Origin of the sequence: Pseudoduganella sp. RAF19 (genome assembly GCF_052114165.1) — a bacterium.
Classification (GTDB): Bacteria; Pseudomonadota; Gammaproteobacteria; order Burkholderiales; family Burkholderiaceae_D; genus Rugamonas.
Genome location: NZ_JBFREF010000005.1, coordinates 508,891 through 522,313, shown reverse-complemented (window position 1 = coordinate 522,313; position 13,423 = coordinate 508,891). Strand labels below are relative to the sequence as shown.

Below are 13,423 nucleotides of genomic sequence, written 5' to 3'. Positions count from 1 at the left end.
GCCGGTTCGTAGAACGTCGCCGCCGCCTGCTTTAGTTTCCCAAACGGCCTTCGGTCATCGCCTCGCGGTATGCCGCGATAATGGTGGTGGCTGCGAGCGGCAGTTCATCGACCAGCTGCTCCACGGCTTCGAGGTCAAACGGGATGTCGAGATTCCACTCTTCTACGCAGCCCATGATGAAGTCAGCTTGGCGTTGCGCCTTCTTGGCGTTGATTTCGGTTTCCGACACGCCCAGGTCGATCGACTGCACGGCGTCGTCCGCCTTGTCCTTCGCCTTTTCGCGTGCGGCCGCAATGGCCGCTTCGCTTTCCTGTTTGATGACGTCGATCATGCTGTCAACGAAGGTACCAAACTCGGTGCGGGTCCGGTATTTATACGTGACCTTAATGCTGCCCGTGGTGCCGTCGAGCATTGGGAATGTCAGCTCTTTGGAGATTGCTTTGGGTGGTTTGCCAAGGATGACTTTTGCCATGATGTGTTCCTTTCGCGGGAGGATATAAATGCCCGTGCCAGCCGCCGCGCCCGCGAAGGCGACAGCAGCCGGCCGGTGCTCTGGTAGTGGCTTGCGCCGGTTTAGTAGGAGATCGTGCGGCCCAGGAAGGAGAAGGCCGCGTCAACGGTGTTGACCTGGTTGTTATTCAGCTTCGGTTGCTCGGAAACGCTCATATAGCCGTAGCCATACTGAACGGCGCCGCCGGAGATGATCTGTTTGAATGCAACCGTGGACAGTGTGCGACTGATGCCGACCATCGACTTGTAGTTGGCGTTCTGAGCATCGTGTGCCAGCGACAGCGTGAGACTGGTCGCATTGAATCCGGTTGGGATCTTGATAGCGTTGCGCTTGGCGAGCGGCGCCACGTCGGTGAAGCGTGGGTCACCGCCAGATCCACCAATAGTCAGCACCTGCGGGATCGTCGTCCAGCCGGTGATTTTCTGGGCGCTACCCGTGCCACTCCCCGACGGGAAGAAGCTGGTGTTGGAAGCATCCAGGCCGTTGATGCTGAACGAGTTTGCGTCAATGACGGTCACCGTCCATACCGTGTTGGTTGCATCTTCCCAGCCGGACGTCAGCAGAATCTCGTCGCCGGTTGTGTAACCGTGCGCGTTGCTGGTCGCCACGGCTGGATTTGCATTGGTCAGCGCGGTGATGGTTTTTGCCGAAGCAAAGGTATTGGAGAACTGCTGTTGACTGCCCTCCGCGAAGTAGTACGCCATGGGTGGCCCTTTCTATGGACGAAAAAAAAGCCGCACATGGCGGCTGGTGACGCCCTGTTACGGGCAGAAAGATTGGTTCGCTCGGCGAACCGGGTAAATCAGGTGCTCTTGTCGCACCAAATCGTGAAGTCTTGCCTGCTGCAATAGATCGGGATATTGCTATCGAAGTCCGAAGCTGGTGCTGCGCGCGGCTTGGCCGTGAATTCGGAGGCCAGGATCAGAGCAGATTCAATTTGCTGAATTGTCGCCTTCGCTTCCGCGCAAGTGTTCGACCAGACATTGATCTGGATTTCGGCGTTCTCAACATTAGGGACCGCGCGTCCAAGCAGGACGATAACGTCGCCGCCGATCTGCTGGTACGTCACATACGGTCGCGCAGTTCCGGCGTCAGCAAAGTTGGGGAAAGTGCGCGGGCAGATCCCCTTAAGAATTGCCGTGAGCTTAGCTTCGAGTGCCACGATTGATGATCTCCAAGAGCTTCGCCTCCGCTACCGCCATGGCAGCGGGGAATTTCGATTGAGCCGCGCGCAAAAATGATCTGGCTGGTACCTGCCTGGGCGTCGCGAGCGGGACGTAGTACGCGTCCTTGACTTCTTGCGATGCTCTTCGCGATGGTTTCCGTTGACCTCGCATCGATCGCCGAATGGCTGTATGCCACCTTCCGTCTTTGCCGATGTAGGCCTTGTATCGCTGGATGTACCCGAATTCGATCAAATAACCGTGGGGTGCCTTACGAGGATTCCAGCTGACGTGATATGTCGCATGGCCAGGACCACTGTTGGCTTGGGAGAACGCCTGATAAATAGCATTATCCAAGTTGCCTGTCTTGCGGCCGATAGACTGGACGTTGCGCTTTACCTCGTCGTATAAGACTTGGGCGACAGCCTGAGCTACCGGGCGGGCTGCCGCTATTGATGCATCGCCCATTTCATCCAGCATGCTACGAAGGCCGCCAAGATCAACCTTGAGGAAGCTCACTCGATCACCTCGCACGCTAAATCCAGAAAGACCCTGCCCTGCTCCTCAGGAAGCACCGCGTTGATCTGGTACGTCGTTGCTCCGTGCACTACACGCATCGCAGCGGACAAGCCCGTCCGGTACCGGATGCGGATCGAGGCCCGTACCACGGATGTGTCGGCGCCACCCTTGACCGTCTCCAGACCGTTCAAGTTCCGGATATCAGCCCATGGACTGGCGATGGTGTTCCAGCTTTCCAGCGGCTGCCCAAAATCGTCTGTACTGGCGGAGCGCTCCTGGATCTGCACTTTATGGCGCAACTGCATCGGCAAGTTCATGCGTACACCACATATCTGTCCAAAAGACGGTCGATGTAACAGCCTTGTATCGTTACCTGCTCCGCGCGAATCGCAGGGTCATACTGCTCGCGCAACTTGGCAATCAGGTACAACTTGATCCCGGCCGGAACCGCCGTATCATCGGCGCCATACCCGCAGGTGTAGTCCACGGATACAGTGTTGATTTCGGCATACGTAGCAGGCCAAGCCTTGCCGCGCGCAGGCACGACATAACCCGGTTCGCTGGAAGCGTCCAGCACATAGTCAGCTGGATCGAGCGTCTGCATGGTGCCCGAAGTAGGCATAAACCGAAGCTGCGTGACAGTAGCGATGGGGGGATGAGGAAGCTCGATCGCATCAGGGAAGCTGTCGAGGGTGACACGCCAGGCCTGGTTAATGAATGCCCGTCCCGTATAGTGCTCGGCATGCGCGACGATACCCGCCACCCATGCCGCAACCATTGGATCTTGATCATCCGTGTCGATCTTCAGAGCGTCCTTCGCGTCAGCGAGGCTCAGGGCCAGCGCTGCAGGAGGTGTGATCAGCCGTACCGTCATCGTTGATTCCTTTGTGTTGCGGCTTGCCGTCCGCCACCTGATGCCTCTGGTCGGCTGGTGGCCTCGTCGCGGCCAGGCGAATAGCCAGCACCTGCTGGCGCGCGGGCGTATTGCGAACTTTGCGTAATCGTCGGAGCGTAGCCGGTCAACATCAGCACAGCAGCGCCGGGCGAAACATACTGCGCCGCAGTTTGCGTGATCGATGGTGCGAAGCCGGACAGGGTCAGGCTGGCCGCGCCGGGCGAAATCGTCTTCGGTTGGGCAAAGGTGGGGGCGTACCCAGCAATCGATAACGTCGCTGTGCCAGGTGTAATCGTGACACCGCCGCTTTGCGTGATGCTCGGCGCGAAGCCAACAATATTCAACGCAGCCGCGCCCGGTGCAACGATTTGATTACTTGTCTGTCCGAACGACGGTGCATAACCCGTAAGGGTTAGGCCTGCCGGCGCGGGAGTCACTACCCTGTTATCCGTTTGAGTAAGACTTGGCGCGTAGCCCGTCAAGGCCAGCACAGCGACACCAGGTGAGATATTTGTGTTCGTGCCAGCCGCGGACAGTTGCAAGCGCATGGACTGAAGACGGAATAGCTGCCAAGGATTGTCGGCGAGCGACTGCATTTCCGTGTCGGACAGCGTGCGATTCCAGCCAAGAACAAGGTTAAGTCCGCCAGTTCCCCACGAGGAGCCGCCCGACCCTTTGTGTCCTCCGAGACGGAAGCTGCCCGACGGCACCCTCTGAGTACCGGCCGCCGTATTGGCGGTCTTCGTCCCGCCCTGATAAACAGCGATACTGTTACCAGCTACCGCTGCCCCGATCACAAAACCACTCGCCAGCTTTGTCGCAGACATCGCTGGTGCAGTAGCGAAATACGGGTTGGAGCTTGTATCGAACGTAATCAGTTCGGCCTTGCCGGCATTGACACGGAACTGGAAACAGCGTGGCGAGCCTGTATCGACGTCATCATCGACCGCGTTCTGAATTGCCGATGTGCTGGTGCAATTACCTACTACAAGCAGCGAATAATTGTTGCCGACAATCCCGGTGGCGCCAGTGTCGTAAAGATAGTTGGTGGCTTGGCTGGCAACACCCTGACTATTAACGACCTGACTGCTGCCCGATGCATACGGAAAGGTAACCTGTTTGCCACCGATAACACCAAGGGCCGATAGGTTCTGTCCGTTGAGCGCAACAAGACACAGCCCTTGCGCAATGGGATTTCCCCAATCGACCTGCAATGCACCTTGCGGCTGGCGCCAGGCCCGCCGCTTCAACAGAAGATCTGTCACGATCAGGTGTAATAAATTTCGCGATACTGCGCTGTGACGGTGGCGCCCAATGCGGTGCCAGCGTCATTGAACAGAACGACGCCCCATTTGGGCGGCACGCAACCAAACGGGCCAGAAAGCTCGAGCTCGCCACGAATAGTACGCGAATTGGCACCCTGATTAAGTTGAATCGTGCCGAGTTGGACGAGATTCGAAGGCGAACCCAACGCTGTGAGCGCCTTGTCGGTGCCGTCCACATCGTCAGCCGTGCCCGAAGCACCACTGAAATTTGTTCCGTCAGTCGATTTATAGCCGTACACCACGACCTGCTTGTTCCCCGAAGGCGCGGTGGCGGTGGTCAGAATCGACACCTCAAGCATGATGCCGACGACATTTTTCGTTGTGTCGGTCGAAACCGCAGCTGACGATCGGCTAGCGCCCACGCCGAGGGAACCGGCAGTCATGGTCAGCGCGGTTGCTGCTCCGTATTGAATTGCCATTATTGTCCCTCCTGAACATCAGGGATGGTTACAAACGGAAGACCAAGCATTTCGGCGCGGCTGGCCGCCTGCGTCGCACGCGCCATCAGGTCGTCGTGCTGGGCCGGCGTAATAAGGCTCGCGGTTACCCAGCCTGCAAACATCTCCTGCATTTCCGGCAGTTCGACGTGAATCATGTCGCCGGCCATGAACGCGTCTCGGATTACCAAACACGACGCGCGGCAGGGGTGATTGGGGCTGTTCGAAGCGTCCACGATTGCCGCATACGGGCCGGTAGCAGCCCAAGCCTTTGCGGTAGTCGTGCGAAGCGCTTTCACCATGCTTTGCGTCTGCGCATTCAGCAGATCAGCAACGGTACCGGGCGAGGCAGGCAACCACTGCGCATACCCGATGCCATTGGGATCGGTGTGCAGCTCAGTGCGAAGGGTGTTCAGCTGTTCCGGGCTCATTCGCTTACACCAGAGTCAGGATGCCGGAGGCGTTCGGGGCGAACGTCAAGGTATTGGTTGCAGTGGTCGCGGGGACATCGGCTGGCGTGGCATCGCCCAGGGCGTGCGCCAACAATGGATTGACCTTGCCGTTCACGGTGCCAAGGTAGTACAACACCAACCGGCGCCAGGCGGGAATAGAACCGCCCGACGCCGTCCAAATGAAATTACTGCACGTGAACTTGACTGTTCCGCCCGACTGGTTGAGCGTCACGCCTGTCAGCGCGCCGCCGCCAGTGCTGTAACCGTTGCCATTGGCGATTTCGTTGGCGGAGACATCTGCCCACACTTCGTCGGTACTGTTGGCCGGTGTCCACGCCGAGGAAACCAGAGCGGCGCGGAAGTTGGCAGTGTTCAGGGACAGGATCGCCGTGGCGTTGGCGATATTCAGTTTAGCTTTGTCAGGAATAATGAAAACGCCTGCGGCCATGGCCAGCTCCTGTGGTTAAACGATGTCTGCTGGCTTGGCCAGCGATTCGGCATAGGCCACGGCGGCCTCGTCAGCATCAACCACGCCGGTCAAAGAGTCGAGCTGCTCGGCATCGACTTCGACCACGTCGTTGACCTTGCCGAAAGCACCATCGACCAGCACGCGGGCGCGCACCTTGGTACCAGGCTGGGCGTTTTTCGGTTTTGCCATGTTTTGCTCCTATGTGTGAGGAAAACGGCCGGAGCAATCGCCGGCCGTCTTGGGTGGATTAGGTGGCCGAATTGGCGTAATACTTCACCGCGCCGCCCACGTCGATCAGGTTGCCGCCAGTGCGCATGAAGGCTACAAAGCCGATCTGCCCCAGCAAGGTGAAGGCCGAGTCGGTCATGCGGAACATGGTCAGATCCATCACGTCACGGACGATGTATTTGTTGAACTGACCAAACAGGATCGATTTGGCATTGGCAGCCATCACTGGCATGTCCTGATTGATGGCGATCGGACGGCCCATCAGGGTATCCGGCGCGCCGCCATTGATCATCGCGTTGGCTTCGTAACCAGGCACGAAGATCGGGCGATTCTGGCCGTCTTTGATCTTGCGGATTGCCTTCACGGTGGTGTCGTGCATCATGTAGCCGACGCCCGCCTGATTGCGGTACGCGGGGTCTACGGAGTGCTCCAGATCTACCAGGTCGTCATAGATCACACTGGTGGTCTGGCCGGTAGTGCCGACCTTGCCGGAACCAGCAGCGGTGACCAGGCCGCGCGGCTGACCGGTACCGGTGCCAACGGTGTAATGGGTATTCTGGATACGACCGAGGCGCATCGCCAACACGGACTGGATATAGGCTTCGATATCGATAAACGAGTCCTGCACCAGTTCGAATGGCAGCGCGATCTTCTTGGACGAGTATTTGTAAACGTCCAGGGTGATGTTACCAAACGTAGTATCCAGGCCGGTGACAGCGGAGTTCTGGCCGACGATTTCACCGATTTCCGACGTGGCATCGGACGTCGGGAAGTTCATGGTGATACCGGTGCCGGTGCGGATATTGGTGGCCACGCCGCGCATGCCGCCATACGCCTTCATTGCCGACTCCAGCTTGTGCTGGTATTCCAGCGCCGTGGTGTAGCCACCCTCGGTCGTGGTGGTGGTGGACATGGCGGCACGGATATCGGCGTTCTGGCGCGCGTGCATGCGCTGGCGATCCGCTTCGCCCATGTTCATGACACCGCCGGCGAGGAAGGCGCGTAGCGCTTTCGATTCATCCGATTGCTTGGATGGATCGACGGTGTGGTCGTTGCGCATTGCTTCTTCAGTCTGACCGGCGAGCTGGGTAACCTTCTGCTCACGGGCGATCTCTGCATCGACCTTGGCGACTTCGTCCAGGATCTTGTCGATCTTTTCCGCATCCTCCGACGACATGCGTTTGTCGCTTGGCGTCTTGGCGTTCAGTTCGTGAATCTGTTTGGCCAGAACATCGCGCTGTTCGCGCAGTAGGGCAAGCTTGCTCATAAAGTCCTTTCTATCAGGGTCCGCTCTCGCGGCCCGGTTACGGGGCATAAAAAAACCGCCTCTAGGGCGGTCGGTTTAGTGGCGCGAGAGCGTCAACTAAGGGGTAACGCGCGCCATCAGCGCAATGCGCTGTTGCTGGCGGGCGCGATGTTCTTCAGTGGCCAGGTTGGTGTTTGTTTCGTCGTTTGCTTCCGGCGCGATTTTGGGTGCCTTGGCATAAGCCGCCAGATTCCATTGGCCTTGATTCTTCGCCTTGGAGCCTTCCGCCACTTTGTCCACCAAACCGTTCTTGACCGCTTCGTCAGCCGTGTACCAGGTTTCAACATCCATGGCTGCCTTCACGTCGTCGATGGCCATTCCTGATTTCTTCGCGTATTGCGCAGCTAGCACGCCATCGACCTTGTCCAGCAACTCAGCGCAGGCCTTCATATCCGAGGCATTACCCATCGCAAAGGTCCAGGCGTTATGGATCATGAAAAAGGCACCATCTGCCATCTCCGACTCGTCAGCTGCAACGGCAATCACGGTTGCGGCCGACGCCGCATAGCCGTCGATATGGGCGATAACCTTGGCGCCGGTGTCCTTGATTGCTTGCGCGATCGTCTGAGCGGCAAAAACATCGCCGCCGGGCGAGTTAATGCGCAAATGGACCGTTCCGGACTTGATTCCTCGGATTTGCGGCACAAGGGTTTCCGCCGACACGCCGCCCCACCATTCGGCAGTGATGTCGTCAGCCACGATGGCGTCATACAAATAGATGGTCGTATCAGAACCATCGGCACTTGCTTCGATCCGCGACTGCGGCAGCTTGGCGGGACGGGCTTTGTTATTAGCCAGCAGTTGGATCAGTTGCTTTGGCATTCGTGCCTCCATTCATTTGCAAATTGGCGTCTGGCGCCAGGTTTTCCTTGGCCCGGACTTCGTCCACCGACATAAATGGCATCTCGCCTGCGCGACCGAGAGCAATGCGATAGGATTCGTATCGCGCCTTCATGTCTGCCGCGATCAGCGCGTCGGTAACGTGCTCCACGAAGTATTTCTGACGTACCGGCCATAGCTTCGCGTTCAGCTCTTGCTTGATCGGTGTCATGTGCCGCTGCAGTGTGTAGCGGACAAAGGCGGTTGACTGCTGCTCGATGCCGGTGCCGAACGAGGTAGATTTGCTGGTGTGGCCAATCATGTGCGGCGGAACGCCGAGAATGGCGCAGATTTCTTCCACCGTGAACAGGCGAGTCGCCAGCACTTCAGCATCCTTGGCGTTCACGGACAACTGCGCCGGCTCAAGGCCGCCTGTCAGAATCAGTGGGCCGCGGCCGCCGTTCTGCACACGCCCCAGGAGCGAAGCTTTCAGCTGCTCAAGCTGCGCTTTGTCCAGTCGGGCCGCGGTCTTCAGCGCGTAGTCGAATGCGCCACCGCCGGCGAAGAACTTGCCGGTGAATTCCTGTGCTGACAGCGCGTTGCCCACCGCTTCTCTTGCTGCATACGTGATCGGTGACGGACTGCACAAGCCGTCATAGCCCGGACTGGTCAAGTGGATTACATCTGCCCTGTCCAACACATATGAACCGGTGCCGTCCAGCGGGGTGACTTGATACAGCACTTGGGACCGATTGTTCGGATTGCGGAACGACTGCCACTCCTGACGCAGCAATGGCTTCCATCCGATTACGCGATTGCTGTAAGGACTCGGACGTATCCACTCTCCCAGGGCATCGCCCGTGAGCAGCTTTGAGCTGATCATCTGACTCCAGGCATCGGCTGCCGTCCAGCCATCTGTAGCCAACTCGTTCAGCATCCACCAATAATCGTGCTCCACTGCCGAACGCTCGAAACCATTTCTCTGAAAGACTCCGAGCGGCAGAGAGGATATGGCGCCAGAAATCAGCGATACACACCCGTACACGGTTGACACCCGCATTGCGGTATCTTCAGTCACCGATGCCCCCGAGGTGGAGCGATACGCGGCGCCAAGCAGGTTGGCCAGTTCGCTCATCGTGAGCTGCTGGGTGGAATTTTCACCAAACGCCTGCACGCCGACGCGGGAGGATCGGCCTTCGTCTCCAGCCACCCATGCATTCAGGACACGAGACTCATGGCGCGCAGCGGTCAGGTCGAGGAGCTTTGCGGTCATTTACAGGTCCAGTACGATAATTTCTGGGGCGGCTTCGGACTCAGGGTTCAGCGCCATCAGCGATACAGCATTCAAAAGGGCCATCAATGGGTCGATCTTTGCCGAGCCGCTGGCCTGCTTGGTGATGATCACGCCATTGCCTCGCGGCTCGATGCGGGCATTCCCCACGCTCCAGGTGAGTAGTGCTTGGCCGCCATGCACCAGCACGCCTTCGGCCAGCTTGCGTTCAGCTGTTTTGATTGCACCGGTCATCTTCCAGCCCTGGGAGATACCAACGATCTTCTCTTCCGGTATTCCCGCTTCGATCAAGCCGTCGAGGATGCCGCCCAGCCCGGATGGGTCCACGCCAATCTTGTCCAGCTTTCCCGACTCTTCCATCTGAGCGCAGAGGGCGGCCACCTCGTCAACGTCGTCGCCAATGCGCTTGACCAGCACCAGTTGCCCGGCGTTGGCGAAATCGATTAGGCGAGAAGCCACTTCTTTGCGGCGCTCAAGAACAGAGGGATGCGCCCATGCGCGCGCCCAGGTCAGCCAGCGGCGTGTCTCTCGGCACCGACCAATGGCCGTCAGCGCCAGTAAGTCATCCAGACCGCCACCGTCGATACCGACATCGATCACGTCGGACCGTTCGATCAACTCTTCCAGGGTGAAGACCGGGATGGCCTGTTGCTCCCAAAAGTCGGCGCCCGCCCAGCGGTTTGATAGCAGGGCCAGACCAATTTCCACGTTAAGGTGCTTTGCGAGGAAGCCGCGGAATTCAGCTTCGCCTTTTTCCTGCGCTTGCCTGAAACCGCGTGCGATGAATTCCTCATCGACCGACAAGCCCATGTTGGGATTCGTCACGTAAGCATTCTTCGCGTCCCGGTGCGCGTCAGCATCGAGCATGTGCTTCGGGAATTCGTACAGAATCGGATAGAAGGCCGGATCGTTGATCTTTCCGTCCCGCACGCCGCGCGCATACAGCAGGCGACTCAGAAACGCGCCGGCGGGCGGCTCGTCCGACTGCGTGGTCGCGTAAATGATGAAGCCCTCGGGGCGCGACGCCAGGCCACCTGTCGCTTCAAGCAGCATTGCATCTGCGCGCGGATTCTTACCGAACAACCACAATTCATCGATGAAAACGCCGATCGCCTTCTTACCGGAGACCGTCTCGCCGTCCGCAGCTACCACTTTCAGCGTGGCGTTCGTGGTCATGTGCGTGATGGTGCGGATATGGTCCTGCACCTTCAACAGCACTTCCAGCTCCTCGTCGGCGCGGATCATTGCTGCCATCGGCTTGTAGCTGTTATCCGCCACCTCCTTGGTTGGCGCCAGGACGATGTATTCACCCTCCAGGCGCCAGTTCATCAGCAGGGCCGTCAGCATAATGCCAGCTGCGATGGTGGACTTGCCGTTCTTCTTGCTGATCAGGAGCATGAACTCCTTGATCAGACGCCGGCCGGTATCTGGGTCGTACGCGCCAAAGATCGCCTCAACGAACTCGCGAACCCACAGTTCGACCACCTCGCCCATCTTCGGGCTACCCGGCGCGTCCACCATCCGCAGCTCGGCGAATATCGCCCACGCGGCTGCGGCTTGGTCCGGGTACAGCGGCGGGCAAGGCGTGAGCGTCTCGCGTGCGACAATCCTGCGCTCCCAATCGGGGCAGGACGTCGTCCAGCTGAAACTCATTTTTTACCGCCCGCCACCAGTCGAGGAGGTGGTGGTGGCGCGCCAAACCGTCCAGTCGCCACATTCGCGGCGGCGTCCTTCTTCGCCTCTTTCTTGCCGCCCTCGCCTTTGCGCTGGTGCACGAACGGCATCAACGCCTTGGCCGCCTCCACCCGCAGCTTCTCCGGCAACTCGCCATCGTTCATGGCAGCGGTCAAAAATGCTTTTGGATCGCTGAACAGAACCGGGTTGGTCGGATCGAACGGTTTTGGCGGCGCCGGCACCGGATATTCCTTGGTAGCGGCGCGGCACGCTGCAATGTATGCCGCGACCGGCGGTTCCTTTACCAGGCGCGATCCGGCCGGGCCGGCGGTCTTCGCGCTGTACCCAGCGGCGATTGCGGCCTCCTTATGGGATTTGCCGGCCAACACGGCGTCGGCAAACCGGCGTCTCTTGCCTGTCAGTGCCATTAACAAAACCCTCCAGGGGGGAATAAAATCTGCGCGTGGGGTACAGTGCGGTGTCCGCCGGGGCGGCGTAGCCTTTTGCCCCCCCCCATGCCTCGGCGAAGCCATCAGGACTGACCAGGATTGCGTCAGTGCCCTTTTTGCGGCTCAGTAGCCTCGATTGCGCTGCGCCGCCTCGCGCGCCGTCTTGGCGTCGTGATGCTCTTTGCACAGCAGCTGTTTATTGCTAGCGTCGTCTGAACCGCCATCCCAAAGCGGCTTGATGTGATCCACCAACCAGCCAGGACCGGGACGACCAATTCGTATACATTCAGCGCAGAGATCCGCATCGCGCTCTCTGATCGCACGTCTTTCTCGCACGCCAGCGCGTCCACGCTTTCGCTCCACCCGATCAGGTTGAGTCTGCAAGGTGGGCACGCGGGCGGTACTGACCGCCTGTATTCGCGGCTGGAGGCGTTTCAGTTTCACTTCTGTTCACGATTCGGGACGAGCGCCGCAAGTCTGGTCATGCTTGACCAGGCGCTGCCATACCCTTTGACCTGCAAAATCTGTTTTGCCTGAGCCGCATCGTCCATGTGCGCCGCCAGCAGATCGAGCGATACGCCGCCTTCCTTGACCGCACGAATAATCATGTCGCGATAGTGATCAAGGCGGAGCTGTGTCATTCGACACCTCGAAAAGAAAAGCCGCCGAAGCGCAACGCTAGGGCGGCAAACACTTGGCGGTTCACCAAGTGAGGAGACAGGTTGTACCGGTCAGCTAGTCGGCCGGCGTGAAGTCAACGTAGAACTTATCGCCAACCTTGAACTTATCCCACAACTCAGGGTTGGCAATGTTGATGCTCAGGTTTGCGCCAGGGCTCCATTTCGCATAGGTGTTGTCTTCATCGCTACCATCAGCCGGGTAGGACTTCGCGCAAACAGCGTTCATCTGCAGCGTTTCCATGGACTTGGTGGGCTCGGCGTTCGGGTCGTATTTGCCCTCGGCGTTGATGCGTTGCGTGTGTACTTGTACAAAGCCTACTTGCAGCTTCGCGCGCATGGTCGTGGTCATGTGTATCTCCAGAAGGGTCAATCTCGATCAACCTGGTCAGGTTGACGCAGCTCAGGCAGCAAGTGCCATCCCAGTTCGCGCCGAATCTCTTCAGGCGACGGCGGCGGCTCAACTTGCTGGTGCGTGCGACGCTCCAAATATTCGCGCACCAAGTGCTTCGGTGGATGCGTCGTCTTGGTCATAGCGACCTCACGATTCAGCAGCGGAAAATAAAAAAGCCACCTCATGGTGGCTTGGTTTGCTCCCGCGACTATCGGTGCACAGTGAGCGGTCTTACTTTTTTCTGGGCGAGCGAAACCACCCAGTGCCCGAATAGTATCAAAACAAAACCGCCGTGCAAATATTTTTTCGCAACTTTTTTTCAAGCTCGTTGCGGGCCTCACACACAACATCTTCCCAATTTGCGTTCGGGAAGCGCCAAACCGTCGCCAGGCTGCAGGCGCGATAGATGGCCCAAACGTGAATACGCGACAGGCTGCTGATCATCGCGTCAGTCGCCTCGGCCATGCGCATATCACTGGCGCGTTGTGCGTCATGCACGTCCACACCGTGGCCGTCTCCCTCCCCGCTTAGACCGCGCATCGTCTGCGCGCCCAAGTCCCGGTCATTCGCAGTAGCCATCCATGACTTCCACATCTGCAAGCACAAATCGACTGGGTCTTCCTCGACGTTGGCCGCGTGCTGGACGACGTGCAGTGTGGGCGTGATTACGCGCACCGATGGCGCCGCCGCCGGCACTTCCTCCACGAAGACCACTTCAGGAACGCGCGCCGTGTTGCCGCGCCAGGCCAGCGTCAGTTTTTCTCGTTTCATAGGGTTCCCTTTGCCGCAGTTTTCGTGAGATGTTCGGACGCTT

At 58.8% G+C, this 13,423-nt stretch carries 21 protein-coding genes; all 21 read right to left on the bottom strand.

Annotated elements, in window-relative coordinates; all coding sequences use genetic code 11:
* Positions 1–31: 31 nt before the first annotated feature.
* The 21 genes from AB4Z19_RS15605 to AB4Z19_RS15505 all read right to left on the bottom strand — a co-directional run bounded on the left by AB4Z19_RS15605 (position 32) and on the right by AB4Z19_RS15505 (position 13,380).
* Positions 32–472 carry a phage tail assembly chaperone gene (locus AB4Z19_RS15605; protein ID WP_441928302.1) on the bottom strand — a complete coding sequence of 147 codons (441 nt, stop codon included), beginning with the start codon at positions 470–472 and terminating at the stop codon, positions 32–34.
* Positions 473–573: 101 nt separating this feature from the next.
* Positions 574–1,215 (bottom strand): phage tail tube protein, encoded by a 642-nt coding sequence (locus AB4Z19_RS15600; RefSeq protein ID WP_441928300.1) that lies wholly within the window; start codon positions 1,213–1,215, stop codon positions 574–576.
* A 98-nt stretch (positions 1,216–1,313) separates the two neighbouring features.
* On the bottom strand, positions 1,314–1,673 hold the full coding sequence (gene gp17, locus AB4Z19_RS15595; RefSeq protein WP_441928299.1) for a tail completion protein gp17: 360 nt from the start codon (positions 1,671–1,673) through the stop codon (positions 1,314–1,316).
* The gene (locus tag AB4Z19_RS15590) at positions 1,657–2,193 is read right to left on the bottom strand and encodes an HK97 gp10 family phage protein (RefSeq protein ID WP_441928297.1); all 537 of its coding nucleotides are present in this window, start codon (positions 2,191–2,193) and stop codon (positions 1,657–1,659) included. The genes gp17 and AB4Z19_RS15590 overlap by 17 nt, the downstream gene beginning before the upstream one ends.
* On the bottom strand, positions 2,190–2,510 hold the full coding sequence (locus AB4Z19_RS15585; RefSeq protein ID WP_441928295.1) for a phage head closure protein: 321 nt from the start codon (positions 2,508–2,510) through the stop codon (positions 2,190–2,192). The genes AB4Z19_RS15590 and AB4Z19_RS15585 overlap by 4 nt, the downstream gene beginning before the upstream one ends.
* The gene (locus AB4Z19_RS15580) at positions 2,507–3,067 is read right to left on the bottom strand and encodes a head-tail connector protein (protein WP_441928294.1); all 561 of its coding nucleotides are present in this window, start codon (positions 3,065–3,067) and stop codon (positions 2,507–2,509) included. Before AB4Z19_RS15580 ends, AB4Z19_RS15585 begins: the two co-directional genes overlap by 4 nt.
* A complete protein-coding gene (locus tag AB4Z19_RS15575) occupies positions 3,064–4,353 on the bottom strand; it encodes a hypothetical protein (protein WP_441928292.1) in 1,290 nt (429 codons plus the stop codon). The genes AB4Z19_RS15580 and AB4Z19_RS15575 overlap by 4 nt, the downstream gene beginning before the upstream one ends.
* A gap of 2 nt (positions 4,354–4,355) precedes the next feature.
* On the bottom strand, positions 4,356–4,832 hold the full coding sequence (locus AB4Z19_RS15570) for a hypothetical protein (RefSeq protein ID WP_441928290.1): 477 nt from the start codon (positions 4,830–4,832) through the stop codon (positions 4,356–4,358).
* Positions 4,832–5,281, bottom strand: coding sequence for a hypothetical protein (locus tag AB4Z19_RS15565; RefSeq protein ID WP_441928288.1), 450 nt, complete (start codon positions 5,279–5,281; stop codon positions 4,832–4,834). The genes AB4Z19_RS15570 and AB4Z19_RS15565 overlap by 1 nt, the downstream gene beginning before the upstream one ends.
* Positions 5,282–5,285: 4 nt before the next feature.
* Positions 5,286–5,750 carry a hypothetical protein gene (locus AB4Z19_RS15560; protein WP_441928286.1) on the bottom strand — a complete coding sequence of 155 codons (465 nt, stop codon included), beginning with the start codon at positions 5,748–5,750 and terminating at the stop codon, positions 5,286–5,288.
* Positions 5,751–5,765: 15 nt separating this feature from the next.
* Complete coding sequence (locus tag AB4Z19_RS15555) at positions 5,766–5,960, bottom strand: hypothetical protein (RefSeq protein ID WP_441928284.1); 195 nt, start codon at positions 5,958–5,960, stop codon at positions 5,766–5,768.
* 58 nt (positions 5,961–6,018) lie between these two features.
* Positions 6,019–7,266, bottom strand: a complete 1,248-nt coding sequence (locus AB4Z19_RS15550) for a phage major capsid protein (protein WP_441928282.1) — start codon at positions 7,264–7,266, stop codon at positions 6,019–6,021.
* Between the two features lie 96 nt (positions 7,267–7,362).
* Positions 7,363–8,127 (bottom strand): head maturation protease, ClpP-related, encoded by a 765-nt coding sequence (locus tag AB4Z19_RS15545; protein ID WP_441928280.1) that lies wholly within the window; start codon positions 8,125–8,127, stop codon positions 7,363–7,365.
* A complete protein-coding gene (locus AB4Z19_RS15540) occupies positions 8,096–9,397 on the bottom strand; it encodes a phage portal protein (protein ID WP_441928278.1) in 1,302 nt (433 codons plus the stop codon). Before AB4Z19_RS15540 ends, AB4Z19_RS15545 begins: the two co-directional genes overlap by 32 nt.
* A complete protein-coding gene (locus AB4Z19_RS15535) occupies positions 9,398–11,068 on the bottom strand; it encodes a terminase large subunit (protein WP_441928276.1) in 1,671 nt (556 codons plus the stop codon).
* A complete protein-coding gene (locus tag AB4Z19_RS15530; protein ID WP_441928275.1) occupies positions 11,065–11,517 on the bottom strand; it encodes a terminase small subunit in 453 nt (150 codons plus the stop codon). Before AB4Z19_RS15530 ends, AB4Z19_RS15535 begins: the two co-directional genes overlap by 4 nt.
* A 144-nt stretch (positions 11,518–11,661) precedes the next feature.
* Positions 11,662–11,982 carry an HNH endonuclease gene (locus AB4Z19_RS15525; protein ID WP_442035575.1) on the bottom strand — a complete coding sequence of 107 codons (321 nt, stop codon included), beginning with the start codon at positions 11,980–11,982 and terminating at the stop codon, positions 11,662–11,664.
* Positions 11,979–12,179 carry a hypothetical protein gene (locus AB4Z19_RS15520; RefSeq protein WP_441928273.1) on the bottom strand — a complete coding sequence of 67 codons (201 nt, stop codon included), beginning with the start codon at positions 12,177–12,179 and terminating at the stop codon, positions 11,979–11,981. The genes AB4Z19_RS15525 and AB4Z19_RS15520 overlap by 4 nt, the downstream gene beginning before the upstream one ends.
* Positions 12,180–12,273: 94 nt before the next feature.
* A complete protein-coding gene (locus AB4Z19_RS15515) occupies positions 12,274–12,567 on the bottom strand; it encodes a hypothetical protein (RefSeq protein WP_441928271.1) in 294 nt (97 codons plus the stop codon).
* Positions 12,568–12,584: 17 nt separating this feature from the next.
* Complete coding sequence (locus AB4Z19_RS15510; RefSeq protein ID WP_442035574.1) at positions 12,585–12,749, bottom strand: hypothetical protein; 165 nt, start codon at positions 12,747–12,749, stop codon at positions 12,585–12,587.
* A 136-nt stretch (positions 12,750–12,885) separates the two neighbouring features.
* Complete coding sequence (locus AB4Z19_RS15505) at positions 12,886–13,380, bottom strand: hypothetical protein (RefSeq protein ID WP_441928269.1); 495 nt, start codon at positions 13,378–13,380, stop codon at positions 12,886–12,888.
* Between the last annotated feature and the right edge of the window lie 43 nt (positions 13,381–13,423).

Bases quoted from the DNA above. Each gene is read 5' to 3' on its own strand.
- AB4Z19_RS15540 (WP_441928278.1), bottom strand. From the start codon at position 9,397: ATGACCGCAAAGCTCCTCGACCTGACCGCTGCGCGCCATGAGTCTCGT.
- AB4Z19_RS15545 (WP_441928280.1), bottom strand. From the start codon at position 8,127: ATGCCAAAGCAACTGATCCAACTGCTGGCTAATAACAAAGCCCGTCCC.
- AB4Z19_RS15560 (WP_441928286.1), bottom strand. From the start codon at position 5,750: ATGGCCGCAGGCGTTTTCATTATTCCTGACAAAGCTAAACTGAATATC.
- AB4Z19_RS15555 (WP_441928284.1), bottom strand. From the start codon at position 5,960: ATGGCAAAACCGAAAAACGCCCAGCCTGGTACCAAGGTGCGCGCCCGC.
- AB4Z19_RS15530 (WP_441928275.1), bottom strand. From the start codon at position 11,517: ATGGCACTGACAGGCAAGAGACGCCGGTTTGCCGACGCCGTGTTGGCC.
- AB4Z19_RS15565 (WP_441928288.1), bottom strand. From the start codon at position 5,281: ATGAGCCCGGAACAGCTGAACACCCTTCGCACTGAGCTGCACACCGAT.
- AB4Z19_RS15600 (WP_441928300.1), bottom strand. From the start codon at position 1,215: ATGGCGTACTACTTCGCGGAGGGCAGTCAACAGCAGTTCTCCAATACC.
- AB4Z19_RS15585 (WP_441928295.1), bottom strand. From the start codon at position 2,510: ATGAACTTGCCGATGCAGTTGCGCCATAAAGTGCAGATCCAGGAGCGC.
- AB4Z19_RS15505 (WP_441928269.1), bottom strand. From the start codon at position 13,380: ATGAAACGAGAAAAACTGACGCTGGCCTGGCGCGGCAACACGGCGCGC.
- AB4Z19_RS15570 (WP_441928290.1), bottom strand. From the start codon at position 4,832: ATGGCAATTCAATACGGAGCAGCAACCGCGCTGACCATGACTGCCGGT.
- AB4Z19_RS15580 (WP_441928294.1), bottom strand. From the start codon at position 3,067: ATGACGGTACGGCTGATCACACCTCCTGCAGCGCTGGCCCTGAGCCTC.
- AB4Z19_RS15535 (WP_441928276.1), bottom strand. From the start codon at position 11,068: ATGAGTTTCAGCTGGACGACGTCCTGCCCCGATTGGGAGCGCAGGATT.
- AB4Z19_RS15515 (WP_441928271.1), bottom strand. From the start codon at position 12,567: ATGACCACGACCATGCGCGCGAAGCTGCAAGTAGGCTTTGTACAAGTA.
- AB4Z19_RS15605 (WP_441928302.1), bottom strand. From the start codon at position 472: ATGGCAAAAGTCATCCTTGGCAAACCACCCAAAGCAATCTCCAAAGAG.
- AB4Z19_RS15550 (WP_441928282.1), bottom strand. From the start codon at position 7,266: ATGAGCAAGCTTGCCCTACTGCGCGAACAGCGCGATGTTCTGGCCAAA.
- AB4Z19_RS15510 (WP_442035574.1), bottom strand. From the start codon at position 12,749: ATGACCAAGACGACGCATCCACCGAAGCACTTGGTGCGCGAATATTTG.
- AB4Z19_RS15520 (WP_441928273.1), bottom strand. From the start codon at position 12,179: ATGACACAGCTCCGCCTTGATCACTATCGCGACATGATTATTCGTGCG.